Source organism: Lacticaseibacillus sp. 53-4 (genome assembly GCF_016861805.1).
Lineage (GTDB): Bacteria > Bacillota > Bacilli > Lactobacillales > Lactobacillaceae > Lacticaseibacillus.
In genome coordinates this window covers 17,050-39,908 of the sequence record NZ_BOLT01000003.1, presented here as the reverse complement: position 1 = coordinate 39,908, position 22,859 = coordinate 17,050, and the positions used below count along the sequence as shown (strand labels likewise).

General features: G+C 57.9%; 21 protein-coding genes. 19 read left to right on the top strand and 2 right to left on the bottom strand.

The genetic code is table 11. The features are described 5' to 3' along the window. The first annotated feature begins 2 nt into the window (after window positions 1-2). Complete coding sequence (locus JUF21_RS01990; protein WP_203662849.1) at window positions 3-656, top strand: GDSL-type esterase/lipase family protein; 654 nt, start codon at window positions 3-5, stop codon at window positions 654-656. A gap of 202 nt (window positions 657-858) precedes the next feature. Here JUF21_RS01990 and JUF21_RS01985 read toward each other — a convergent pair whose 3' ends face one another. Then, entirely contained in the window at window positions 859-2,298 is a 1,440-nt protein-coding gene (locus JUF21_RS01985; protein ID WP_203662848.1) for a hypothetical protein, read from the bottom strand. A gap of 153 nt (window positions 2,299-2,451) precedes the next feature. On the opposite strand from JUF21_RS01985, the gene JUF21_RS12115 reads away from it, so the two are divergent. Both JUF21_RS12115 and JUF21_RS12110 read left to right on the top strand, forming a co-directional pair. Then, window positions 2,452-2,937 carry an exo-beta-N-acetylmuramidase NamZ domain-containing protein gene (locus JUF21_RS12115; protein ID WP_203662847.1) on the top strand — a complete coding sequence of 162 codons (486 nt, stop codon included), beginning with the start codon at window positions 2,452-2,454 and terminating at the stop codon, window positions 2,935-2,937. A gap of 39 nt (window positions 2,938-2,976) precedes the next feature. Then, window positions 2,977-3,522: an exo-beta-N-acetylmuramidase NamZ domain-containing protein gene (locus JUF21_RS12110; RefSeq protein WP_203662846.1), complete on the top strand. Its 546-nt coding sequence runs from the start codon at window positions 2,977-2,979 to the stop codon at window positions 3,520-3,522. 36 nt (window positions 3,523-3,558) lie between these two features. Here the strand turns inward: JUF21_RS12110 and JUF21_RS01970 are convergent, their stop codons facing one another. Continuing rightward, window positions 3,559-4,242 (bottom strand): type 1 glutamine amidotransferase domain-containing protein, encoded by a 684-nt coding sequence (locus tag JUF21_RS01970; RefSeq protein WP_203662845.1) that lies wholly within the window; start codon window positions 4,240-4,242, stop codon window positions 3,559-3,561. A gap of 273 nt (window positions 4,243-4,515) precedes the next feature. Between JUF21_RS01970 and JUF21_RS01965 the strand changes: the two genes are divergently transcribed. From JUF21_RS01965 to JUF21_RS01890, 16 genes are all read left to right on the top strand, one after another. Then, window positions 4,516-4,641 (top strand): putative holin-like toxin, encoded by a 126-nt coding sequence (locus JUF21_RS01965; protein ID WP_239061420.1) that lies wholly within the window; start codon window positions 4,516-4,518, stop codon window positions 4,639-4,641. Window positions 4,642-4,934: 293 nt separating this feature from the next. Beyond that, on the top strand, window positions 4,935-5,864 hold the full coding sequence (locus JUF21_RS01960) for an L-lactate dehydrogenase (RefSeq protein WP_374706427.1): 930 nt from the start codon (window positions 4,935-4,937) through the stop codon (window positions 5,862-5,864). Between the two features lie 18 nt (window positions 5,865-5,882). Further along, window positions 5,883-6,503 (top strand): class I SAM-dependent methyltransferase, encoded by a 621-nt coding sequence (locus JUF21_RS01955; protein ID WP_203662838.1) that lies wholly within the window; start codon window positions 5,883-5,885, stop codon window positions 6,501-6,503. Beyond that, entirely contained in the window at window positions 6,490-7,068 is a 579-nt protein-coding gene (locus JUF21_RS01950) for a uracil-DNA glycosylase family protein (protein ID WP_203662836.1), read from the top strand. Before JUF21_RS01955 ends, JUF21_RS01950 begins: the two co-directional genes overlap by 14 nt. A 119-nt stretch (window positions 7,069-7,187) precedes the next feature. Then, window positions 7,188-9,104, top strand: coding sequence for a heparinase II/III family protein (locus tag JUF21_RS01945; RefSeq protein WP_203662834.1), 1,917 nt, complete (start codon window positions 7,188-7,190; stop codon window positions 9,102-9,104). 322 nt (window positions 9,105-9,426) lie between these two features. Next, entirely contained in the window at window positions 9,427-10,578 is a 1,152-nt protein-coding gene (locus tag JUF21_RS01940; protein WP_203662826.1) for an ABC transporter ATP-binding protein, read from the top strand. A 175-nt stretch (window positions 10,579-10,753) separates the two neighbouring features. After that, entirely contained in the window at window positions 10,754-11,149 is a 396-nt protein-coding gene (locus JUF21_RS01935; protein ID WP_203662824.1) for a hypothetical protein, read from the top strand. A 173-nt stretch (window positions 11,150-11,322) separates the two neighbouring features. Continuing rightward, on the top strand, window positions 11,323-12,600 hold the full coding sequence (locus JUF21_RS01930; protein WP_203662823.1) for a sugar ABC transporter substrate-binding protein: 1,278 nt from the start codon (window positions 11,323-11,325) through the stop codon (window positions 12,598-12,600). A 56-nt stretch (window positions 12,601-12,656) separates the two neighbouring features. Next, on the top strand, window positions 12,657-13,565 hold the full coding sequence (locus JUF21_RS01925; protein ID WP_203662941.1) for a carbohydrate ABC transporter permease: 909 nt from the start codon (window positions 12,657-12,659) through the stop codon (window positions 13,563-13,565). Between the two features lie 150 nt (window positions 13,566-13,715). Next, window positions 13,716-14,456 (top strand): carbohydrate ABC transporter permease, encoded by a 741-nt coding sequence (locus JUF21_RS01920; protein ID WP_374706430.1) that lies wholly within the window; start codon window positions 13,716-13,718, stop codon window positions 14,454-14,456. Window positions 14,457-14,528: 72 nt separating this feature from the next. Next, window positions 14,529-15,227: a hypothetical protein gene (locus JUF21_RS01915; protein ID WP_203662819.1), complete on the top strand. Its 699-nt coding sequence runs from the start codon at window positions 14,529-14,531 to the stop codon at window positions 15,225-15,227. Further along, window positions 15,224-17,083, top strand: coding sequence for a DUF2264 domain-containing protein (locus JUF21_RS01910; RefSeq protein ID WP_203662817.1), 1,860 nt, complete (start codon window positions 15,224-15,226; stop codon window positions 17,081-17,083). Before JUF21_RS01915 ends, JUF21_RS01910 begins: the two co-directional genes overlap by 4 nt. A gap of 22 nt (window positions 17,084-17,105) precedes the next feature. After that, window positions 17,106-18,230, top strand: a complete 1,125-nt coding sequence (locus JUF21_RS01905; RefSeq protein ID WP_203662815.1) for a glycoside hydrolase family 88 protein — start codon at window positions 17,106-17,108, stop codon at window positions 18,228-18,230. Between the two features lie 61 nt (window positions 18,231-18,291). After that, window positions 18,292-19,977, top strand: a complete 1,686-nt coding sequence (locus tag JUF21_RS01900) for a heparinase II/III family protein (RefSeq protein ID WP_203662813.1) — start codon at window positions 18,292-18,294, stop codon at window positions 19,975-19,977. Beyond that, the gene (locus JUF21_RS01895) at window positions 19,961-21,844 is read left to right on the top strand and encodes a glycoside hydrolase family 2 TIM barrel-domain containing protein (protein WP_374706426.1); all 1,884 of its coding nucleotides are present in this window, start codon (window positions 19,961-19,963) and stop codon (window positions 21,842-21,844) included. Before JUF21_RS01900 ends, JUF21_RS01895 begins: the two co-directional genes overlap by 17 nt. Next, complete coding sequence (locus tag JUF21_RS01890; protein WP_203662811.1) at window positions 21,825-22,787, top strand: beta-galactosidase small subunit; 963 nt, start codon at window positions 21,825-21,827, stop codon at window positions 22,785-22,787. The genes JUF21_RS01895 and JUF21_RS01890 overlap by 20 nt, the downstream gene beginning before the upstream one ends. Window positions 22,788-22,859 lie beyond the last annotated feature (72 nt).

Below are 22,859 nucleotides of genomic sequence, written 5' to 3'. Positions count from 1 at the left end.
CAATGCGTGAGGGAATGATATACGATACTGACCAGTATCAGCTTCGTGACTACATCGTGGAGAGAATGAATGAGATTATCCAGAGTAATCGGACGGCTAAGGCTGGAGGAGTGGTATTCTTCGGTGATTCACTTACGCAGTTTCTGAACTTGAAGAAGTTTTTTCCTGAGTATCCGCTGGCCTATAACTGTGGCATTGCAGGAATTACTTCAGATATGCTCCTGCACTTCATTGATGAAGGCGTGCTCAAGTACCAGCCGAAGTTGGTGTATTTGATGGTTGGGACGAATGATCTCGGAAACACAATCATGATGAGTCCCAGACAAATTGCGTTGAACGTCAAAGAAATTGTGGAAATTATCCACTATAACTTACCTGAAGCCAAGATCAATCTGCTGAGCTGCATTCCATGTGTGGAGTCGGTTCAGAGCTATATGGCGAAGGGCACAACGCTACGGCGCAACGACACCCTGAGGATGGTTTTTGAAGAATATCAGCGCGTGATCCCATACGAGTATGTGCATATGATTGATATGTTCGATGCGCTATTCGACGAGAAGGGTCAGCTGGATGATGCGGATTTCAAAGATGGTCTTCATGTCACTGACCATGGTTATGAAAAGCTGGTCAAGGCGGTAAAAAATCAGATTCAATAGCCCTGCGACAGGGGGGCGGAACGTCTCATCTGCTGTTGAACTATGAAGGATTTCAGTTCGATCTGATACCAAAAAAGTGCCGCTCCCTTTGAACAGAAGGGGGCGGCACTTGTGCTAGTCGGCGATTGTCCTTAAAAGCGTGATTGGAATGTGCCAGAGTCTGGCCGACAAGCCCCATCGCTCGAACATCCGGCTAGGTTCGCTAGTTGCTGGCGTAGCGCTTGCCCATGACATTAGCGGTGAGACTGGACTCCTTGCTCAGCACGCCCCATGGCATACCGGAGTATACGGTACCGTCTTTGGCCAGTACCACCCGACCGTAGTCGCTGAGCTCCTCATCTAAATCAAGTGTGTAGGTGAACGAGACGTCATACTGGGCGGCGACGCTGGTATTTCTCTCATCATCTGTCTCATCGTCAGAGAGGGTAAACACTGCGGTAGTATTGGTTTTCAGCTCGTCTTGCTCTGGGTTGGGCGGCGTCAGCTGGCTGATTGCCCAATCGTAGAAATCTTGGACTGTTGGGAAGACGGCGGTCAGCGCCTTCTCCTTTGGCTCCTTGCCTTTGGTCACATCGGCACGCACGGTTTTGAGCTGAGCGGCTGAGACATCTTTGAGCAGGTTGCCGGTTTTCACCGTGGTCGCATCGTGTGTCATGGTGTAGTCGCCGTTCAGGGCGACGCTGATGGTGGCCAGCTCGTGGCTTGAAGGGCCCGCGGCGTCGACGTAATTGCCCCAGATGTCGGCTGTGTAGGTGTCGCCGCTGAACCCGGTCATGCCGTTGGCGGTGTCGATGTAGGCGGCGTCCGCGGCTTTGCCGTCGCTGTAAACGTAGAAGATTCGCCGCTGGAGCTCTGCTTCAGAAATGCCCTTGATGTTCATGCTGGCCAGCGCCTTGGTGGCCGCCGCGGTCAGCTTTTTCTGTTGATCGGCCAGGCCTGGGTACTTCATCTGCTTGATAAAGGTCAGGTAAGCGGCCAGATCCTCGTAATTCGGGTTGGCTTTCAGCTTACCCGCGCTGGCGATTTTAGCCGTGGCGGCGACCAGCGCCGTGCGCTCCTTCAGCTGGGTCGTGCAGGTCGCCAGCACCCGGGTCAGGGTATGCTTGAGGATGGCGCTGCTGGTGGCGATGGTTTCAGTCGCCTTGGCGATTTTGGCCTGGTTGGTGCCGGCTTTGATCAACGCCTTTGAGTTGACCTGCTTGCCCTGCAGTGCCTTGGGCTTGGTCAAGGCATTGACCCGTTCAGTGGCCTGGGTGGCCCGGCGAAGCAGCTTGAGCGCGTGCTTGCGCTTGGTGGCCGCAGCGTCGAACTGCTTGAGCTGGTTGGCGACGGTGCGGCGCGCGTTTTTCCGATACGGTGCGACTTGCTTAGTCAGCGCGGCCGACTGAGCGGTCAGCGCCGTCACCTGGTGGCTTGTCGTGTTGGCGGTGATATAGACGTTCGGTTGGACCCAGTGGTCGTTGATTTTGCGATCCAAGTCCGCGCTTTTGGTGATTGCCTGGGTCACCTGCTTGCCGGCATCGTTCTGCCGCTGATGAGCTCGCAGCGCGAAAACGCCGATAATCAGTAGGATCAGTGCGATCACAATGCTGCCTAAGCTCACCCAGCGCGCTTTGGCGGACATTTTTTGCCATTTCATCATGTTTTTCCCCTCCATTGCCTAAGTGATATTTAATCATGACCGGCAGTATAAGGCGAATCTTTTTCGGAGCGGCTAGGTGCAGGCAGGCCACAAAGGTTTGTTTTTGGGCGGGGTTGAGGTAGGGTGGAATTATCAAAATGCGGAGGAATACTGATGGCCAACAACGGGATCGACAACAGCAAAATGGCGGAAAAAACACTGAAGGGGCAGCGCATTGGGCTGATCACCAATCAGACCGGGGTCGCTAAGGATTTCACTCCTGACGCGCAGGTGCTGAACACGCTCGGGATAGTCGTTAAACTGTTCTGCCCGGAGGACGCGATTGCGTCAGGTTCGACGGTGCCGGTCGTGACCCTGAACGGCGCCAATTTGCCCACAGCGGCGCTGGCGGACGTGGACGTGCTGGCCTACGATATCGCGGGTACGGGCGTGCGGTTCGACCCCAGTGTGGCGCTGGAGCTGGCGGGCATGCGGGCGGCCGCTGAGGCGGATCTGCCGTTTGTCGTCTTTGACCGCGTGCTGCCGCTTGGCCGCCTGGATCCGGAGGGCACGCCGATGCCGGCGGCGCTGGCTTCTGCTGATGGCGTGGCAGGGCTACCCATTTTACACAGCCTGACGCCTGGCGAGCTGGCGCGCTAAGCGAATTCGCAAATCGAGTGCGACTTGCGGGTGGTGCCGGTGACGGACTGGGATGTCACTGGCACGGTGGCGGAAAATGACCTGCCGTGGATCGCCCCGGCGCAGACGCTGCCAGCGCTGGCCAGCGTGGCGCTGCTGCCGGGACTGGGGCTGCTTGAGGGACTGAATGTTTCGGTCGGGCGCGGCACCGCGCTGCCGTTCCAGCAGTTTGGCGCGCCCTGGCTGAACAGCCAAAAACTCAGCGAAATGCTGAGCCAGACCCTGGCCGGGCAAAGCGGCCAGGTGCACTACCGGCCAACTGTGTTCAAGCCGCTGTCAGGCCAGTACCAGGGTGAGGTCTGCCAGGGCATTCAGGTCCATCTGCAGCATTTGTGGCAGCCGCAACTGCTCAACGTCGGGCTGGACATCCTGTTTGCGCTGCACGCGTTGCACCCCAGCGAGCTGGCAGTCGATGCCAAGCGCCTGGCCGCGCTGACTGGTGAGGTCGATGTGTTCAGCCAGGAACTCACTGCCCTGAAAAGTGCAAACAAAAAGGCGGGCGCCAAGTTTGCCGAAGCAAGCAAGGCCGCTCGTCTCTATCAGTAAAGGTTCAATACCCGTGCAGATCCTGCGGCGCGGGTTTTAATTTGTCCCGGCCAGCGCCTGCAGCAAGGTGTTGGCGACGGATTTGACGCTCCACGGGTTTTGCCCCGTGATCAGCTGGCCGTCCTTGATCGCAAACGGGCGAAACGGCACTTTTTTATCGAAGTGGGCGCCGCGGTCGCTCGCGACTTTTTCGTTCAAAAACGGGACGAGGCCGCGCTTTTGCGACAGGATTTCCTCTTGAGTCGTGAACCCGGTCACGTGGCGGCCGGCGATCAGGTACTGGCCCTGGTTGTTTTGCAGGTTGAACAGGCCGGCGATGCCGTGGCAGACCGACGTCACATAGCCGCCCGAGGTGTAAATTTGCTGCGCGATGGTTTGCAGCGCCGCGTTCTCCGGAAAATCAAACATCACGCCGTGGCCGCCGGTGTAGTAAATGGCCGCGTAGTCGGTGGGATTGATCACGCCAGGGGCTAACGTGTCGCACAAGGCGCTGCGTTGGAACTCACGGTCGCGGTACCGCGCGAGCACGGCGGCGTCGGCCACTTTCAGGCTGCGCGGGTCCAGCGGCACGTAGCCGCCTTGCGGGCTGACGTAATCGATTTGGTAATGCGAAGCGATGACGTCGACAAACTCGGTCGCCTCACCGAGCCAGAGACCAGTGGCTTCGGGCTTTTTGGTGAACTGAGTCGTGTTAGTTAAGACAACGAGGATTTTTTTCAACCTTTTTCCTCCTTCTGAACAGCTACAGGGGTCTGAATTTAACAGACGAAAGAATGCAGTCAGCACAGTGAACAGGTCGTCTTTGTATGCGCTTTTATTTTACCGCATTATTAGTGTTACGAATAGTCGACGCTGGATCGGGGTCTATGCGGAATGAGGCTGGCCTGATAAGATAGAACGGCAGAAAGTTGATGACGGTTGGCAAATCCAATCACATTGCGAGGTGGTGGCCTATGAGCGACCAACAAACGCTGAGTGAAGGGAGGTGCCTTGTTGATCTCCGTTGCTGATGCAATCTCGATGATGATTGAGTTTGGCGGCTTTATTGTCGGCCTGCTCACTCTAGTGATTGTCATTGTCAAAGCAATGACTGACGACAAGAAAAACGACCGTCGATAACACTCTTGGCTGAGTGACGGTCGTTTTGTCGTCATTTTCACGCCAACCGTTGTGGGCTGACTGTAGGAGTGGCGTGTTGCAAGCGCGCCACTCTTTCTATGTCAATTATATCATCTGTCAGCGCAGCGTTCAAAAGAATTCATCCTCCATCCGAGGGCGGCAGCTCGACACCAAAAGTTTTCTTTTCCCCGTACCGGCCTGTATACTGAAGACGCAATGAGATAGCTGCCAGGCGCCTATAGGCCAGTATGCAGCAGTGGTCACTTCACTCAGTCCATAAGGAGGCATTCCTCATGAAATCAGCCAATATTGTCTTGATCGGCGACGGTGCGATTGGTTCCAGCTACGCCTTTAACCTGCTCACCAGCGGGGTGGGCGGCAGCCTGGGCATCATCGACGTCAACATGACCCGCGTGCAGGGCGACGTCGAGGACTTGTCCGACGCGCTGCCGTACGTGGCGCAGAAAAGCATTTACGCGGCGAGCTACGCCGATGTCGAGTACGCCGACCTGGTCGTGATCACGGCCGGCGTCGCGCAAAAGCCTGGCGAGACGCGCCTGCAGCTGCTGGCGAAAAACGCGGCCATCATCACGGATATCACCAAGAACATCATGGCCAACCACTTCGACGGCATCATTTTGGTGGCGTCCAACCCGGTCGACGTGCTGACCGAGCTGGTGCTGCGTCTGTCCGGTCTGCCGCGCAACCGCGTGCTGGGCTCGGGCACGGCGCTGGACTCCGCCCGGCTGCGCTCGGAGATTGGTCGGCGCTACAACGTCGATGTCCGGACCGTGCACGCGTACATCATGGGCGAGCACGGTGACTCCGAGTTCCCGGTGTGGGATTTTGCGACGATCGGCGGCCAGCCGCTGTGCGATTTTGTCCCGAAGGCCCAGCAGGCGCGTGATTTTGACGCGCTGAGCAACCAGGTCAAAACGGCGGCATACTCGATCATCGATAAAAAAGGCGCGACCTTTTACGGCATCGCTGCCAGCCTGACGCGCCTGACCGCGGCGATCATGAACGACGACCACGCGGCGTTTGCGATGTCCGTGCACCTGCAAGGCGAGTACGGCCTGCGCGACGTGTCGATCGGCGTGCCGGTGCTGCTCGGCGGCCAGGGGTTGGATCGTATTTTACAGTTGGACTTAAACGCGGATGACCTCGCCAGACTCACCGAATCGGCGCAGGTCCTGAAGGATAATCTCGCGACCGTCATTTAGCGAGATGGAAGGAATTTCATGCAGATCGATTACCACGATGTCTCACTCACTTTTGAAACGGATGCTACGGTGTTCTCGCCCCACGGCCTGGACCGCGGCACGGCGGCGATGCTCGACGCCGCCCAGCTGAACAACGGGAGCCGCATCCTCGACTTGGGCTGCGGCTTCGGATTCGTCGCCACTTTTCTGGCCAAAACGCTGCCCGACTCGGCGCTGACCGCGGTCGACGTCGATCCGGATGCGGTGCGGCTGACGCAGCAAAACGCCGCCGCTAATGGGGTCCGCGTGCGCGCTTTGGTTAGCGACGGCTGGGGTCAGCTCAACGGCCAGACCTTTGACGCGGTGTTGTCCAACCCGCCGTACCACACGGATTTCAAAGTGGCCAAGGGTTTCATCGAAGGGGCACACCAGCATTTGACCGACTTTGGGAAGCTTTACATGGTAACCAAGCGCCGCACCTGGTACGAAAACAAGATTCGAAGCGTCTTCGGCTTCGTGCAGGTGACCGAGCGCGATGGCTACTTCGTGTTTTACGCGGAAAAGCGGCCGCACAAGCGCGTCGCCAAGCCCAACAAGCACGGCCTGTCGAAAAAGCTCGCCCGCAAGGAGGCCAAACAGCATCAGCATGCAAACCGCTAATGAAATTTTTAACGCCATCATGGCCGACCCGCAAAACGCCGCGTACACCGCGGCCGGGATCAAGCCGCTGTACAAAATCGACCCGGCCGCCCGGCTGCTCATTATCAGTCAGGCACCCAGCCGCAACGCTCAGGAAACTGAAAGCTTCTGGAACGACCCCAGCGGCGACCGGCTGCGCGACTGGATGGGCGTGACCCGCGAGGAGTTTTACGAGACTGGCCGCATCGGCATCCTGCCGCTGGATTTCTATTATCCGGGCAAGGGCAAGTCCGGCGACCTGCCGCCGCGCAAGGTCTTTGCGGAAAAGTGGCACGCGCCGCTGCTCAAGCTGATGCCGCACGCCGAGCTGGCGCTTTTGATTGGTCAGTACGCTCAGAAATACTACCTGGGCAAGCGCCGCCAGAGGACCCTGACGGCCACGGTCCAGCACTATCAGGATTATTTGCCGCAATACTTCCCGCTAGTGCACCCTTCGCCGCTGAACTACGGCTGGATGAAGAAGAACCCGTGGTTTGAAGACCAAGTGGTGCCGGACCTGCGGCAGCGCGTGCGGGCGCTGATTTAAGCCAGATGAACGGGCCAAGAGAAATCGCGTTTTAGCGCGATTTTTCTTTGATGAAAAAATAAAGCGCTTGCATTTTGCGTATCCATTACCCCTAAAATGGAGCGCAAGGAGGAGAGAACATGACCAAAACTTGGACCACCTATCTGCGGGAACTGGCGGCAAACGGTGGAATCGATCCGTATCACCTGAAGAATGCCAAAAGGTTGCTAAAAGGCGAATTTGCGTTTGAAGACGCGTACGCGATGGAGGCGGCGCCCACCGTTTATACGATGGATCCGCCGACCTGGCAGCATAGTCCTAACGGCGATCCGGAGTGGCTGTACATGCTGAAGCGGCAGGAGTACTTACTCGATCTGCTGTGCGCTTATCAGCTCACGGGCGAACTGGGGTACCTGCGTGGGATCAAGAAGCTGATTTTTGATTGGCGTGACCACAACCTGGCTGATGAATCGACTTGGCGCACGATCGATACAGGCATCCGGCTGGTCAACTGGACCGCGCCGGTGGCTGCGCTGGTTGAGGCGGGGCTGCTGAGCGCTGCCGAGCAGCGCGAACTTGCCGAGGCGGTCCAGCAGCAGGCGGAGTACTTACACGATCATTACCGGCCAAAAGATCTGATTTCCAACTGGGGTGTGCTGGAGGTCACGGGCATTTTGACTTACGATGCGGCGCATGCCAGTGTGATCGCGCCAGCGCTGGTGTCTTGGGCACAGGCCCAACTGGCGCAGCAACTGGATCTGCAGGTCAACGAGCAAGGCGTTCATTGGGAGCAATCACCGCTGTATCTGCTCGAGGTCTGGCGCAGCGCACTGACCGTGGTGGCGGCAAGTCGGGCACATGACCGCGCGGTCCCAGCTTGGCTGCTGACCAAGCTGCGTGCGCTGCAAACGGCCGCCGCACATTTCTTGCGGCCCGACTTGACGCTGGTGCAGCAGGGCGACACGGACGCGATTCGCATTGACAGCTTGTACAACGCTTCCTGTGCGCTGCTGGCACTGCCTACCGCGCTGCAGGCGCGCATGGCGCCGCGCTTTGACTATCTGATGCTGGCACTGGCACACACCCAGTGGCCGCAACCGACCACTGGCCCGACGCTGCCGCGGACCTTTTTTGAGCCGCTGTCTGGCAACTACCTGTGGCGCAGTGATTGGGGCGCCCAGGCCGATTTTTGGCACGTGTTTAACGGCAGTCTTGGCAGCGGGCACGGTCACGCCTCGTTGGGGCATGTGGACCTGGTTATGAACGGTCAGCCGGTGCTGGTCGACCCCGGCCGACTGACTTATGTCGACGGGGCAAAACGCCGCGGACTGAAGGCCGCGACTGCGCACAACACCATTACCCTCAACGGGCGGTCTTTGAGCCAGCCAACTGCCAGCTGGACGTACGCCTATGTCAGTGCCCCGCTGGCCACACAGGTGCAGGAATTTGCGACGGGCACCTTGGTCAAGATGGTCTATCGCGATCGCAGCGACCCGGCGGCCATTGTGACCAGACGCTGGCTTAGTCTGCCGGCGTATGGGCTTTGGGTGATGGCCGATCAGGTGGCAGGCGCCCAGCCAGGGACCTGGCAGACGCACTGGCAGATCAGCCCGGACCTTGAGGTGACAGCGTTGACCCCGCATCACCTGACCCTAGGCACGGCTGCTGAATTGTTCACGACGATGGCGGCGGCAACGAGCGCCGGCCCATTTGCGGCCCACTATAACCACGAAGGAACGCTGACGCGCGTGACCGGGCAAGCCGCTTTGACTGCTTTTAGCCAGGAGGCAACGGTCTTTGCCGCGCCTGGGCGCGTGCAGGAGATCCTGGAGCTTGCCCCAATATACGCAACTGGCGGTGCGCAGGCCACCCCAGCGGAAGCTTGGGTCTTAAGAATCGCGCTGCAAGGGGGCACGAATTTACTGCTAACGCTGCAGCCCGAGCGTGAGGACATCGACCGCAAGCTATTCTTGGCTGATGGCACCCCGGCTTACGGGGCATGCAATCTGTTTGTCCGCCGCGGCCAGCAAGTGGTTACGCATTGGCAACTGCTGTGATTTGATTGTGGGGAACAACCACTCTAATTTTTTGCGTAAAAAAGCGCTTGCATTTTTAGGCAAAATGCGCGATAAAGGAATCAGGACGATTCGCGTGCGCAAATTTTGGCGTGCCGAGCCGGCCTGGCACGGATTGATCGCATGGCCTGCAGACTTGCCGCTGCAGCCGCGCTGCTGCACTGTGTGGCAGCTGTCCTGACACGTTGCCCATTCCCCCGGGCACTTGATGCACCGCTGCACTTGCCGGCAGCGGTGCTTCCCCCCGTTAGTTGGTTTGGTCCGTGAATGACAGTTCGATAATTGCGAAAGTGGGGAATTTTCTATGGTTGAGATTGATTTGAACCATCTGTACAAGCAGTATGACAAGGCCGAAGATTACGCCGTCATGGACTTCGACCTGCACATTAAAGAGCGCGAGTTCATTGTTTTCGTCGGGCCTTCTGGCTGCGGTAAGTCCACCACTTTGCGCATGATTGCCGGGCTCGAAGACATCACCAAGGGGACCCTTGAAATCGACCACAAAGTGATGAACGATGTGCCGCCAAAGGATCGCGACATCGCAATGGTGTTCCAGAACTACGCGCTGTATCCGCACATGACCGTCTACGATAACATGGCCTTTGGGCTGAAGCTGCGTCATTACACCAGCGACGACATCAAGAAGCGGGTGGATAACGCGGCTGATATTCTGGGCCTGCAGGAGTTCTTGCAGCGCAAGCCGGCCGATCTTTCCGGTGGCCAGCGGCAGCGGGTCGCTTTGGGCCGTGCCATTGTCCGCGATGCGCCGATCTTCCTGATGGATGAGCCGCTGTCTAACTTGGATGCAAAACTGCGCGTTTCCATGCGTGCTGAGATCGCCAAACTGCACCGGCGTCTGAACACGACCACCATCTATGTCACCCACGACCAAACTGAGGCGATGACGATGGCGGACCGGGTAGTCGTCATGTCTGTTGGGAAGATTCAGCAAGTCGGCACCCCGGAAGAGGTCTACCAGAATCCGCGGAACATGTTTGTCGCCGGATTCATGGGCAGCCCGGCCATGAACTTCTTCAACGTGACCTACCAAGACGGCACGATTTCGGATGGGCGCAGTTTGGTCCTGAAGGTGCCTGAAGGGCGCGCTAAGACGCTTAATGATCAGGGATACAACGGCAAGGAGATCATCTTCGGGATTCGGCCTGAAGACATTCACTCCGAGCAGGCCTTTTTGGATACTTGGCCGGATGCGGTTTTGGCTTCGGATGTCGTCGTCTCCGAACTGCTGGGCGCAACGGAGCAGCTGTACCTGAAGCTGGATGACAAGGAATACGTCGCCAACGTGAACGCGCGCGACTTCCACAGTCCTGGTGACCACGTTAAGATGGGCTTTGATTTGAACAAGGCGCACTTCTTTGACAAGGATACCCAGATGACAATCGTGGATACGCCAATTCCAGTGGAACAGGCAGCGGCGGAAGACCAGCCAGCATAAGAATCGATTCAGCATACAGTGTCGGCCTAGGGCCGGCACATTTTTTATGCTTTCTAATGGTAAAAGTAAAAAGTTGATGAGAATGGTTTTTTCAGTAAAAAAACGTTGACAAGGGCTTGCCCCAGCACCTATTATAAGAACGAGAAAGAAAGCGCTTTAATACGGGGGGATTCACGTGAGAAAAGCGATCATTTCGGCATTTGCGCTTCTGATGCTGCTTTCTTTTTCAGGCTGCGGTTCGGCCGCAGCAACGCAGAACCAAACCTTTACTAAAAAATCCGCCAGCGGGCTCCGGGTCAAAGCCAAGGGGTACTCGACGCAAGCGTTCAGCAAGGGGAATATCCCGCTGAACAGCTACGTCAAGTTCACCGGCCGGATCCAGAAGAAAGACACCGCTGGGGAGACGGTCAAGAAGGACGATCGCTTGCTCCTGCGGAACGGCAAGACCAAAGTGCAGGTGATGGTCCAGTTTCAACCCACGGCCCTCAAGGTGGGGGACCGCGTCACCGTTTACGGTGAGTATTACGGCTTCGTCAAGGGCAGCCTGATTGATCGGCTCCCCTCGCGGTAATTTGAACGGGTATCAATCGTGCCGTGCTTGCTCACCTGGTCACATTAGGCGAGCTAGCCGGCTAAGGAGGCGAGGGTTGCAGGGAATCGCACATCGTCGTTTCTGCTTCTAGGTATTATTGGCATTTTTGGTTGGGGAAGGAACTGAATTTTAACTAAACGGAGGTTAATCAAATGAAGCTCTGGAGTAAAGCGTTATCCGTTGCGGCCGTGGCCGTTGCTGCAGTTTCACTGGCCGCTTGCGGCAACAGCAGTAGCAAGAGCTCGGGCAGTAAGGACAGCAAGGGCAAAACCGTTTTGAAAGTCACCACTTGGAATTACGATCAGACCCCGGAATTTGGGGCGTTGTTCAAGGCTTTTGAAAAAGAACACCCGAATGTGGATATGCAGGCCGTCGATATCCCTGCTGACGACTATGACACCAAAGTGACAACGATGATGTCCTCAGGCGACACCACCGACATCCTGACCATGAAGAACCTGCTTTCGTATTCCAACTATGCGCTGCGTGATCAGCTGGTTGACGAGTCCAGTCACATCAAGAAGCTGGACACCAAGGCGGCGGCTGACACCTATAAGATGTACAGCATCAAGGGTAAGACATACGCTCAGCCGTACCGGACCGACTTCTGGGTCCTTTACTACAACAAGAAGCTCTTCAAGGAGAAGAACATTCCAGATCCTAACACTTGGACCTGGGACGAGTATGTGAAGTACGCCAAGCAGTTGACCGACACCTCTAAGGGTCAGTACGGGACTTACCAACACATCTGGCGTTCAACCATCCAGGCAATCGCCGCGGCCCAAAACGGCAAGAACCTGCTGAAGCCGTCGTACGCCTTTGAAAAGCCATACTACGACCGTGCCCTGGATCTGCAAAAGAGCAAGGCCCAAATGGATTACGGGACCGCGAAGTCGACTAAAGTGACCTACCAGTCTCAGTTTGAAGGCAGCAAGACGGCCATGATGTACATGGGTAGTTGGTACATGGGTGCGCTGATTCAAAACATCAATAAGGGCACGACCAATGTTGAGTGGGGCATTGCACCAATCCCACAGAAGACTGACGCTAAGAAAGTGACCACGTTCGGTTCACCAACCGCCTTTGCAATCAATAAGAAGTCGAAGAATCAGAAGCTCGCGCAAGAGTTCCTGGACTTTGCTTCAGGCAAGAAGGGCGCCGAAGTGCTGGCTAAGATCGGGATCGTGCCTTCCTACAAGACCGCTGCCATCAACAAGCTGTACTTCGGGGTCAAAGGGATGCCAACCGACAGTCTTTCCAAGAAGGCCTTCAGTCCTGACAAGATCGCCGTTGAATTCCCGGTTGCTAAAGACGGTCCAGCCATCGATAAGATTCTGCAAGAAGAGCATGATCTGATCATGACCGGCGATGAGACCCCAACCACTGCCATTAAGAACATGGAGTCGCGGGTTAAGACCGAAGAGCAGTGATCTAGTTTGCGGAGAGGGGGAAGGCGTGTTGAGCCCCGCGCTTGGCACGCACCAATATGCAAGTAACGTCTTCTGGTGACAAGCTCACCAAAAATAAAAGCCGGCTTGCCCGGCGCCAGCGGTGGACCGCCTATTCGTTCATCGCGCCAAATTTCCTCGGGTTCTTCATCTTCACGCTGATCCCCGTCGTCTTCTCGTTTGTGTTGGCGTTCATGAGCTGGGATTCCTTCAGCACGCCGAAGTTTGTTGGCCTGGGTAACTTCCAGAAAATGATCCATGATACCACTTTCTGGATCTCCTTTAAAAATACATTCCTGTATACGATCGGCGTGGTCCCGGCCACTCTGGTAATTTCACTGGGGCTGGCGATCCTGCTCAACAAGAAGTTGAAAGGCGTTAAGTTCTTCCGGACCGCCTTCTTCTTCCCGTACGTCACTTCACTGGTGGCCATCGCCGTGGTCTGGAACATGCTGTTTCACCCAACAATGGGACCGATCAACCAGTTCCTGCGGCACTTCATCACCAACCCACCAGGCTGGGCAACTAGTTCCCAGTGGGCGCTGACGGCGATCATCATCGTGTCGATTTGGCGGTTCATGGGCTACTACATGATCTTGTACCTGGCGGGGCTGCAAAGCGTTCCGCAAGAGTTGTACGAGGCCGCGGAGATGGACGGGGCCGGCAAGTGGAAGCAGTTCACTAATGTGACGCTGCCAAGCCTGCGACCGACCACGTTCTTTGTCACCATCATGCTGGTCATTAACTGTTTCAAGGTCTTTGATCTGGTTCAGGTCATGACCGATGGTGGCCCAGGGCGAGCGACCAATGTGCTGGTTTACGACATCTACGAGGAAGCCTTTGTGAAGTTTAACTTTGGGTACGCCTCGGCCATCGCGCTGGTACTCTTTGTCATCGTGCTGGGGATCACCATTATCCAGTTCATGTGGAACCAGAAGCGCGTATAGGAAGGAGGAGACGATATGGAAGCATCAACTGAACTTCAGGCTGCCGCAAAGCGGAAGAAGAGCCGCAAAGAGCGCTCAGTGATCGCAACGATCGGGCTCTACCTCCTTCTGATTCTTCTGGCGCTACTGACCTTGATCCCGTTTATCTGGATGCTGAGTGCGTCCTTTAAGGACAACAACTCAGTCTTCACGGTGCCGATTCGCTGGATTCCTAAGGTGTGGCACCCAGAAAATTACTCAATCATCTGGCAACAGATACCGCTGGCGACCTTCTTTAAAAACACGATTATTCTAAGTGTCGTGATTACGTTCATTCAGCTGCTCACGTCGAGCTTTGCGGCTTACGGGTTTACCAAAATGCACTTCCGCGGGCGAGACACGCTGTTTCTCGCCTACATCGGGACCATCGCGGTCCCGTGGCAGTCGTACATGATTCCGCAGTTTATCATGATGCGGCAGTTTCACTTGACCGACACGCTGATGTCGTTGATCCTGCTGCAGGCCTTCAACGCCTTCGGGGTGTTTCTCATGAAACAGTACTACGAAAGCATCCCGGATTCCCTGATTGAAAGTGCCCGGATCGATGGCTTGTCTGAATGGGGGATCTACCGGCGAATCGTGCTTCCGCTAACCAAGCCCGCCCTGGTGTCCTTAACGATCATCACGTTCGTCAACACCTGGAACGACTACATGGGGCCCTTCATTTATCTGTCCTCCACTGAGAATAAGACGCTTCAACTGGGCCTGAAAATGTTCGTCGGCCTGTACAATACGCAATATGCCTACATCATGGCAGCTTCCGTGCTGTCGATTCTGCCAGTCGCCTTGGTCTTCTTGGCCCTGCAGAAGTACTTTGTGCAAGGGATTGCGACGAGCGGGATGAAGAACTAGCGAATACGCAAACGCGCTCGGCGAGCCTTTGGCCTCCAGGGCGCGTTTGTTTTTGGAAAAAGGGGATTCACAATGAAGCATTTCACCTTTGAGAACAACCCGTTCATGCGGGTGATGAATTGGGCGTACCGGGTGTTAGTCGTCAGCCTGCTTTTCTCGCTGACGAACATCCTGCTAGTGCTTTGTGCGCTGTTTCTGGCCGTCGACCCGCGCAACCTGGGGTTCTTCGGGTTGGCCATGGTGCCGTTTGGCCCGAGTGTGGTGGCGCTGCTGTACGTGTGCGACCGCCACTTCGAAAAGCTGGCCGTGAGCCCGGCGCGCGACTACGCGCAGGGCCTGATCCGGTTCTTCGGCAAGGGCCTGGGCTACTGGCTCCCGGTGTGGGGTCTGACCGCCGTGTTCGGGGCGGACGCCTGGTTCTTCCTGACAAAAGGGGTGATCGGCCGGGTCACGCTACCACTGTTTAGCCTGCTCATCGCGGCGGTCCTCGGGCTTTTCGTCAGCCTAGCCTACCTGCAGGTGCGAAACCCTGATCAGCCGATGAAGGCGATTTGGCAGCGCGGACTGTACTTCCTCGGCCGGCGCTGGTTCATCGCCCTGGCCAACGCGGTCCTGCTCCTGGTCATTCCAGTCCTGATGGTCATCAAGCCCCAGTTTGGCATGGTGATCACGCCGGGTCTGCTTGGTCTCTTGCTGTACGTCAACTGTGAATTCCTGGGCAAACGGGCACTTTGGCAGGCCAAGGCGCCCAGTAAAGAGGCAAATAAATGACACACTTTAATGACACCCTGATAACCAATCCGCTGCAGTCCCGCGCCGACTGGGTGGCGGCCCTTGAGGACCTGCTCGATCCCGTGTACGCGCTGATGGCGGCGGAAGGCAAACAAGGGCGAGTGCGCCTGGGTGTTTCCGGTTCCGTCTACAACGAGCCGCGGCGCGAGGTTGAAGGCTTTATGCGGACACTTTGGGGCGTGGGGCCCCTGTGCAGCACCTCAGCGCGGGCCAAACAGTACCGGCAGTACTTTGAACCGGCCACGGCGGGCATCCTGGCCGGGATCGATCCGGACTCGCCATTTTACTGGGGTGAGCTGGAAGATTACGACCAGTTGTTTGTGGAAATGGGCGCTTTGGCGACCTTCCTGATCCTGACGCGGGACTTCTTTTATCAGCAGCTGCCCGTGGCCCAGCAGCGGCAGCTGTACGCCTGGCTGAACCAGATCAATCAACACACCATTCCTAAGAACAACTGGCTGTTTTTCCGCGTGCTGGTCAATACGTTCTTCCAGTATGCCGGACTAACGATACCAGAGGGTCAGCCGCAAGCCGACCTTGATGCGCTGGACAGCTATTACCTAGCGGACGGCTGGTACTTTGACGGCTACAAGAACCAAATCGACTACTACATTCCGTTTGGGATGCAGTACTACCAGGTCCTCTACAGCGCACTGGCGTATGACCCCAGCGAGCCGCACGTTGCCAAGTTTAAGGCGCGGGCCGCAGTGTTTGGGCAGACGTTCAAGGACTGGTTCGTCAAGGATGGCACGGCGGTCCCGTTTGGTCGCAGCCAGACCTATCGCTTTGCGCAGGCGGGCTGGTGGGCGGTCGCGGCACTGGCGCACACGCCGCTTGAGGGTATGACCGCTGCCGAGGCGAAGTACCTGCTCAGCGCGAACCTGCACCAGTGGTTCAACCGGCCGATTTTCTCCAGCGATGGGCTGCTGACTGTCGGTTACGGCTATTCGAACTTGGTGATGGCTGAGGGCTATAACGCGCCGGGGTCACCGTATTGGGCGCTGAAGAGTTTCATTCACCTGGCGCTGCCAGACGACGATCCGTTTTGGACCTTACCTGAAACCGTGCCGGCGTTTCCGGAACGGGCGCTTAATCCGCACGCGCGCATGCTGCTGATCCACAGTGCCGACGGTCAGGAGCTGCAAGACTTCACGGCCGGCCAGCACTCGCACGAGCACGCGCAGGGCGAATCGAAGTACGAAAAGTTCGTTTACTCAACCACGTTTGGCTTTTCCGTGAAAAAAGGCAGCGTTCTGCCCAAGCAAGGGGCGTTTGACAACACCCTGGCCGTTTCTGAGTCCGCCATCGATTTTCGCACCGTGTTCGGCTATGCTGACTACGCGGTGCACAGCGACTACGTGTACGGCAAGTGGCAGCCGTGGCCAGATGTGATGATCAAAACCTTTATCGTGCCGCTGTACCCTTGGCACCTGCGGCTTCACGTGATCGAAACGGCCCGGCCGCTTAACCTGATCGAAGGCAGCTTCTCCGCCCCGATCGGCGGTCAGATCCTGCCGGTTGCGCTGCCGCAAGCCGGCGTGTTTTACCAAAGCGCGGTGGGCACGGTGGGGATTCTCGCTTTGTCGCCGCAGTGGCAGGCCCAGCTCGAGCAGCCGGAACCGAACACAAACATGCTCTATCCGCTTACCAAGCTGCCGGAGCTTACCGCCAGCTTGCAGCCGGGGCATTATCAACTCGCCGCCGCCTGTTTGGGGGCCGCACATGACCAGACGGCGGGACCGCAGCCGGTTGCCATGTCGCTGGTGGGCAAGCAGCTGACGTTCACGGTCGGGAGCGCTCAGAAGACCGTGACCTTGCGCGAGCTGAACGATTAAATTGAGAAAGTATGGTGAAGAGATGGACAACGCAGAGACGTTTGCCGAAAAAACCCTGGCGCAAGTCAGCGCGAAGATGAAGGCGGTCGTGGCCCGCAACCGGGGCATCATTCCGTACACGACGGATGCCCAGCAGCACTTTAGCGACATGTATCAAAAGGACCCGTTCTGGTGGACCAACGGCTTTTGGGGTGGGGAACTGTGGCAGCTGAACCGCCTCACTGGCGAGGACTTGTTTCGCGAAGAGGCCATCGCCGTTGAGCGCAAACTAGACGCCAACCTGACCGCGGTGGATCACCTAGACCACGACAATGGGTTCAAGTGGGGCCTAACGGCGGTCGCGCATTTCAAAGATGACCAAGATCCCGACGCGCGGCGACGGGGGCTTTTGGCCGCCGAAAACATGGCTGGCCGGTTCAACTTGGCTGGCCACTATTTTCGGGCGTGGAATGATGAGGATGGGACGAACCGCGCAGACCTTGCCATCATCGACTGCATGATGAACCTGCCGCTGCTGGTTTGGGCCAGTCAGGTCGAACAAGATCCGCGGTTCAAGCACCTGGCCTTGGCCCACGCCAAAATGGCCCAACAGCTGATGGTGCGCGGTGACGGCTCAGTTAAGCACATCCTCGTATTCGATCCGGAAACGGGCGCATACTTGCACTCCCAGGGCGGTCAGGGCTATGCCCACGGCTCTTCCTGGACGCGCGGGCAGGCCTGGGGAATTTACGGGTTTGCGCTGGCAGCGCGCCACTTCCACGACCCAAGTTTCCTAATGACCGCCCAGCGCATCGCCAATTACTTTATTGCCAATATTCCGGCAGACTGCCGGATCCCGGTCGATTTCCGGCAGCCGCTGACGCCGTTCTACGAGGACGCGTCGGCCGCGGCTATTGCGGCCAGCGGGCTGCTTGAACTGGCGGCTGATCAACCCAAGGATGCGCCGCTTTATCAAAGGACCGCGGTGCGACTGCTGCAGGCGCTGGCTGATGACGGGGTGGACTGGGACAAGGATCACGATGCGCTGGTCAAGCGCTGCTCGGCGCAGTATCACGAACCGCATCACGAGTACCCAATCATTTATGCTGACTACTTCTTCATTGAAGCGTTGATGAAACTGAATCACACCGCGTTGGACCTTTGGTAGACTGACGGTTGGCGAATTTGGCCCGGCGGGTTCCTGCCGGGCTATTTTTGAGGAGCGACTCATGTTAAAAGATAATTTGATCAATGAAATCAATACCGCCGCCGCGGCCTATGTGGCTGCTGGCACGGTGCAGCCGCTGCATTACCGCGGCTGGCAGGCGTACCGGCAAAGCGGCGACCGGTTAGGCTACGAGCGGGAGTACTTTGAGCGCCGCCGCCAGCTTGCCGTGCTCGGGCTGAGCCAGCAGCTGGCCCCCACCCCTGCAAAAAAAGCGCTGCTTCAGGAAGTGCTGTGGGCGGTTTGTGATGAATTCGCCTGGGGCCTGCCGGCGCACATGCCGCTGACCGGGCCCACATATGGGGCGGCTTCGGCCACGACGATCGATTTGTTCGCCGCCGAAACGGGGGAGGCGTTGGCCGAGATCATGCACGCGCTTGGCAGCACGCTGGATCCCGAGATCCAGCAGCGCGTGGCCGAACAAATCGAAAGACGCATTTTCACCCCGTTTGAAGCGCATGATTGGTCCTGGCAGCACAAGGCCAACAACTGGAGTGCCGTGATTGGCGGCAGCCTGGGGATGACCGCGCTGTATTTGATGCCCAAAGCCAGTGCGCGGCAGCAGGCCTTCTTGCAGCGGTTGGACACGGCGTTTGACACTTACCTGGGCAGCTTTGGTGACGACGGTGCCTCAGTCGAGGGCATCAGTTACTGGGCATACGGGTTTGGCTATTACGCGTACTTTGCCGCGCTTTACCAAGCGGTTCTGGGGGATGACCGGTACCTGAAGCGGCCCAAGGTGCAAGCCATCGCAGGGTTTCCGGCCCGCACGCAGCTGGCGCCTGACCAATTCGTGCCGTTTTCGGATTACACGCCGCTGACGCTGCCCAGTGGGCTGCTTGGCTACTGCCGACGCGAGTTCAAGGTCGCCACACCGCCCATCACCGCCGCGGCGCACTTGGATGATGATACTTGCTACCGGTTTGCACAGCTGAGCCGTGACCTGGCGTGGACGCCTGACAGCGCGGATGCGCAGCCCAGCTTGCCAGCCCAGACGAGCTATTTTGCAAATGTGCAATGGCTCGTGGTCCGCGATCCTGAGCAGAAGCTGGCGTTTGCCGGCCGCGGCGGGCGCAACGATGAAAGCCACAACCACTTGGATGTCGGCAACTTTGTGTTTGGCTCAGACCAGACGCTGTTTTTGACCGACGTCGGCGGTGGTGAATACACGCGCGACTACTTCAACGATGCCAAACGTTACGCGTACTTCGTGCCAAGCACGCAGGCGCACAGTGTGCCGCTAATTGACGGCGTGGGGCAGACCCCTGGTGCCTACGAGGCGACAGCGCAGCAAAAAGGCACCACGCTGAAACTTGACCTGACGGCCTTGTACCCAAAGACGCCACTTTCACAGCTGACCCGCAGGCTTTCGCTGGATGTCCAAATGCGGCGGCTCACGATCACCGATGACGCCTGGTTTCAGGCGGGCCGCCACACGCTGACTGAGCAGCTCATCACTGCAGTTGAGCCGGCCCTGGCTGGCCATACGGTGTTGCTGACGAGTGGCGGTCAGACCTGTGAGCTGGACTTTGGGGCCGCCGCGCCGCGCGTGGTGCCAGTCAGCTACCGCGATCATGATGGCAAGCCGGCCCAGGCATATCGCATTCTGACCGATTACGGCGGTGCGGATAAGCAGACCGCCACCATCACGGCGACACTTAAGGAGGCTCACCATGACGATCACGCCTAGTTTAACCTGGCTCGACGATCCGGAGGTCTTTCGCGTCAACAAGCTGCCCGCCCACTCTGATCACCGCTGGTTCGAAAATGCCGAAGCGGTGAAGACAGGCACCAGCAGCTTTGAGCGCAGTCTGGATGGTGAGTGGGAGTTCGATTTTGTTCAAAGCGCCAAAGACTTCGACGCGGGGTTTGCCCTGCCTGACCACGGGCCGCTGCCGCATCTGATCCCAGTGCCTAAGCACATTGAACTTGCGGGGTACGCGCAGAATCAGTACATCAACACGATGTACCCGTGGGACGGTCGCCACTTCCGCCGGCCGCCGTACACCTTAGGGCAAACGCAACTGGTCAAAGGCTTATTTAGTCAGGCTGAGGATAATCCCGTTGGCCTGTATCGTAAAACCTTCACAGTGCCCAAGGCGTGGGCCGGCCTTTCTGTCCGCATTCATTTTGGCGGGGTGGAAGAGGCGATGTACCTGTGGCTGAACGGCCATTTCATCGGTTACAGCGAGGACAGCTTTGCCCCGGCGGAATTTGACCTGACCGCTGCCTTGCAGGCCGGCCCCAATGTGCTGGCAGTTGCGGTTTTTAAGCGCAGTACGGCGGCGTTCATCGAGGACCAGGACATGTTTCGCTTCTCCGGCATTTTTCGGTCGGTGACGCTGCTCGCGACGCCGGCGGGGCATGTGGAAGACATTGCGCTGAGTCCCCAGGTGACGGCCGATGGGTCCGGCGTGCTGACGGCGACGATTAAGCTGCTTGAGCCGGCAGGCGCCGCCAGCGTGCGCCTGACTGTGCAGGAGCCAGCGGGGGCGGTGATTGCGACTCGCACCGCGGCCGCAAAGCCGCAGGTGACCTTTACCATCCCCGTGGGCGCGCCTGCTCTGTGGGCGCCGGGGCAGCCCGCCTTGTACACGATTACTGCTGAACCGCTGAACCAAGATGGGTCAGCGCTTGAAGTGGCCGTTGCCGAGTGCGGTTTTCGCACCCTGACGGTGGCGGACAACGTGGTCTCGCTGAACGGTCAGCGTTTGATCCTGACGGGCGTCAACCGCCATGAATGGTCGGCCCAAACCGGGCGCGCGATTACCAGAGCAGACATGGTGCGAGATATTGCCACCTTCAAGGCGAACCACATCAACGCCGTGCGCACCTGCCATTACATGGACCAGCTGGCGTGGTATCGGCTGTGCGATCAGGCGGGCATCATTGTGATGGCCGAGTGTAATCTCGAAAGCCACGGCTCGTGGCAAAAAATGAGTGCAGTCGAGCCGTCTTACAACGTGCCTGGTGATTTACCGCAGTGGCAGGCGGTGGTGATGGATCGGGCGCAGAGCAATTACGAAACGCTGAAAAATCACCCGGCGATCTTGTTCTGGTCGCTTGGCAACGAATCCTATGCCGGCGCAGACATTGCCGCCATGAATGCCTACTTTAAACGCGTTGATCCGCTGCGGCTGACGCATTACGAAGGGGTCAGTCAAAACCGCGCGCTAGAAGGGCAAATCTCGGATCTGGAAAGCCGGATGTATTTGCCGCCGGCTGGGGTCGAGGATTACCTGCAGCACGCCAGCAAGCCGTTTGTGCTGTGCGAGTACATGCATGATATGGGCAATTCTTGTGGGGGGATGGGCTCGTACATGGCACTACTGAAAAAGTATCCCAACTTCTTGGGCGGCTTCATCTGGGACTACATCGACCAGGCGCTTGAGGTGTCTGACCCCCTGACCGGGCAGCCGGTCATGCAGTACGGCGGCGATTTCGATGAGCGCTGCGCCGATTACGAATTTTCCGCAGACGGGCTGGTATTTGCGGACCGGACACCGAAACCGGCCCTGCAGGAGGTGCGCTATTACTATGGCCAATTCACAAGCTAAACTACGCCTGACCTTTGGCGACTGCACGCTGGGGGTCGCCGGTGCCGGGTTTGAATACCTGTTTTCCTTTGATAAGCACGGCCTGGAGTCGCTGAATTACGGGGGCCGACAGTGGTGCTACCGCCCGCCGCGCCCGGCCTTTTGGCGCGCAACCACGGACAACGACCGGGGCATGCACTTTGACGTGACCTCAGCGCAGTGGCTGGGGGCCGACCTGTTCAGCCCAGTGACCGCGCAAAGTGTCGTCATCGATGGCGAGCCGGTGCCGCTACCGATTGCCCCGGTGAATAATCAATGGTCAAGACCGCTTTCGGCGGGTCAGGTCGCTGTCAGCTTCACTTACCAAACGGCCACTGTGCCCAGCACCAGGGTGGCGGTGACGTACACCGTTGGGCCTGGCGGAATCATGACGGTGCGGGTCCGCTTCACCGGCAACGCGGCGCTGCCGGAACTGCCGGTGTTTGGCTGGCGGCTGATTGTCCCGACGCCGGCCAGCGGTTTTACCTACACCGGGTTATCTGACGAGACCTATCCGGACCGCATGGCCGGCGGGGCGTTCGGGACTTACCAGGTGACGGGCATGCCAGTGACGCCATATGTCCGCCCCCAGGATTGCGGCGTGCACATGCAGACCTCAGCACTGACGGTCACCCGGGCAACGACTCAAAACAATGCGGACCACCAGCAGACCTCCTTTGGCCTGCGAGTGGGGATGGTGGACAATGCGCCATTTGCCTTTAGTTGCCTCCCTTACACGCCGGCCGAGCTGGAAAATGCAACGCATCCAAACGAGCTGCCGCCGGTGCGCCGAACTGTGCTGACCATCATGGGCGCGGTGCGCGGCGTTGGCGGGATCGACACATGGGGCAGCGACGTTGAACCGCCGTATCGGCTCAGCGCAGCGGTGGACCGCGAGTTCGCCTTCACGGTGCAGCCGGCTTGAGTATAAAATTTTTAGTAAAAATCGATTCGATCTGATGTATACTTGAAAGCATACTTTATGACCCGACGATCC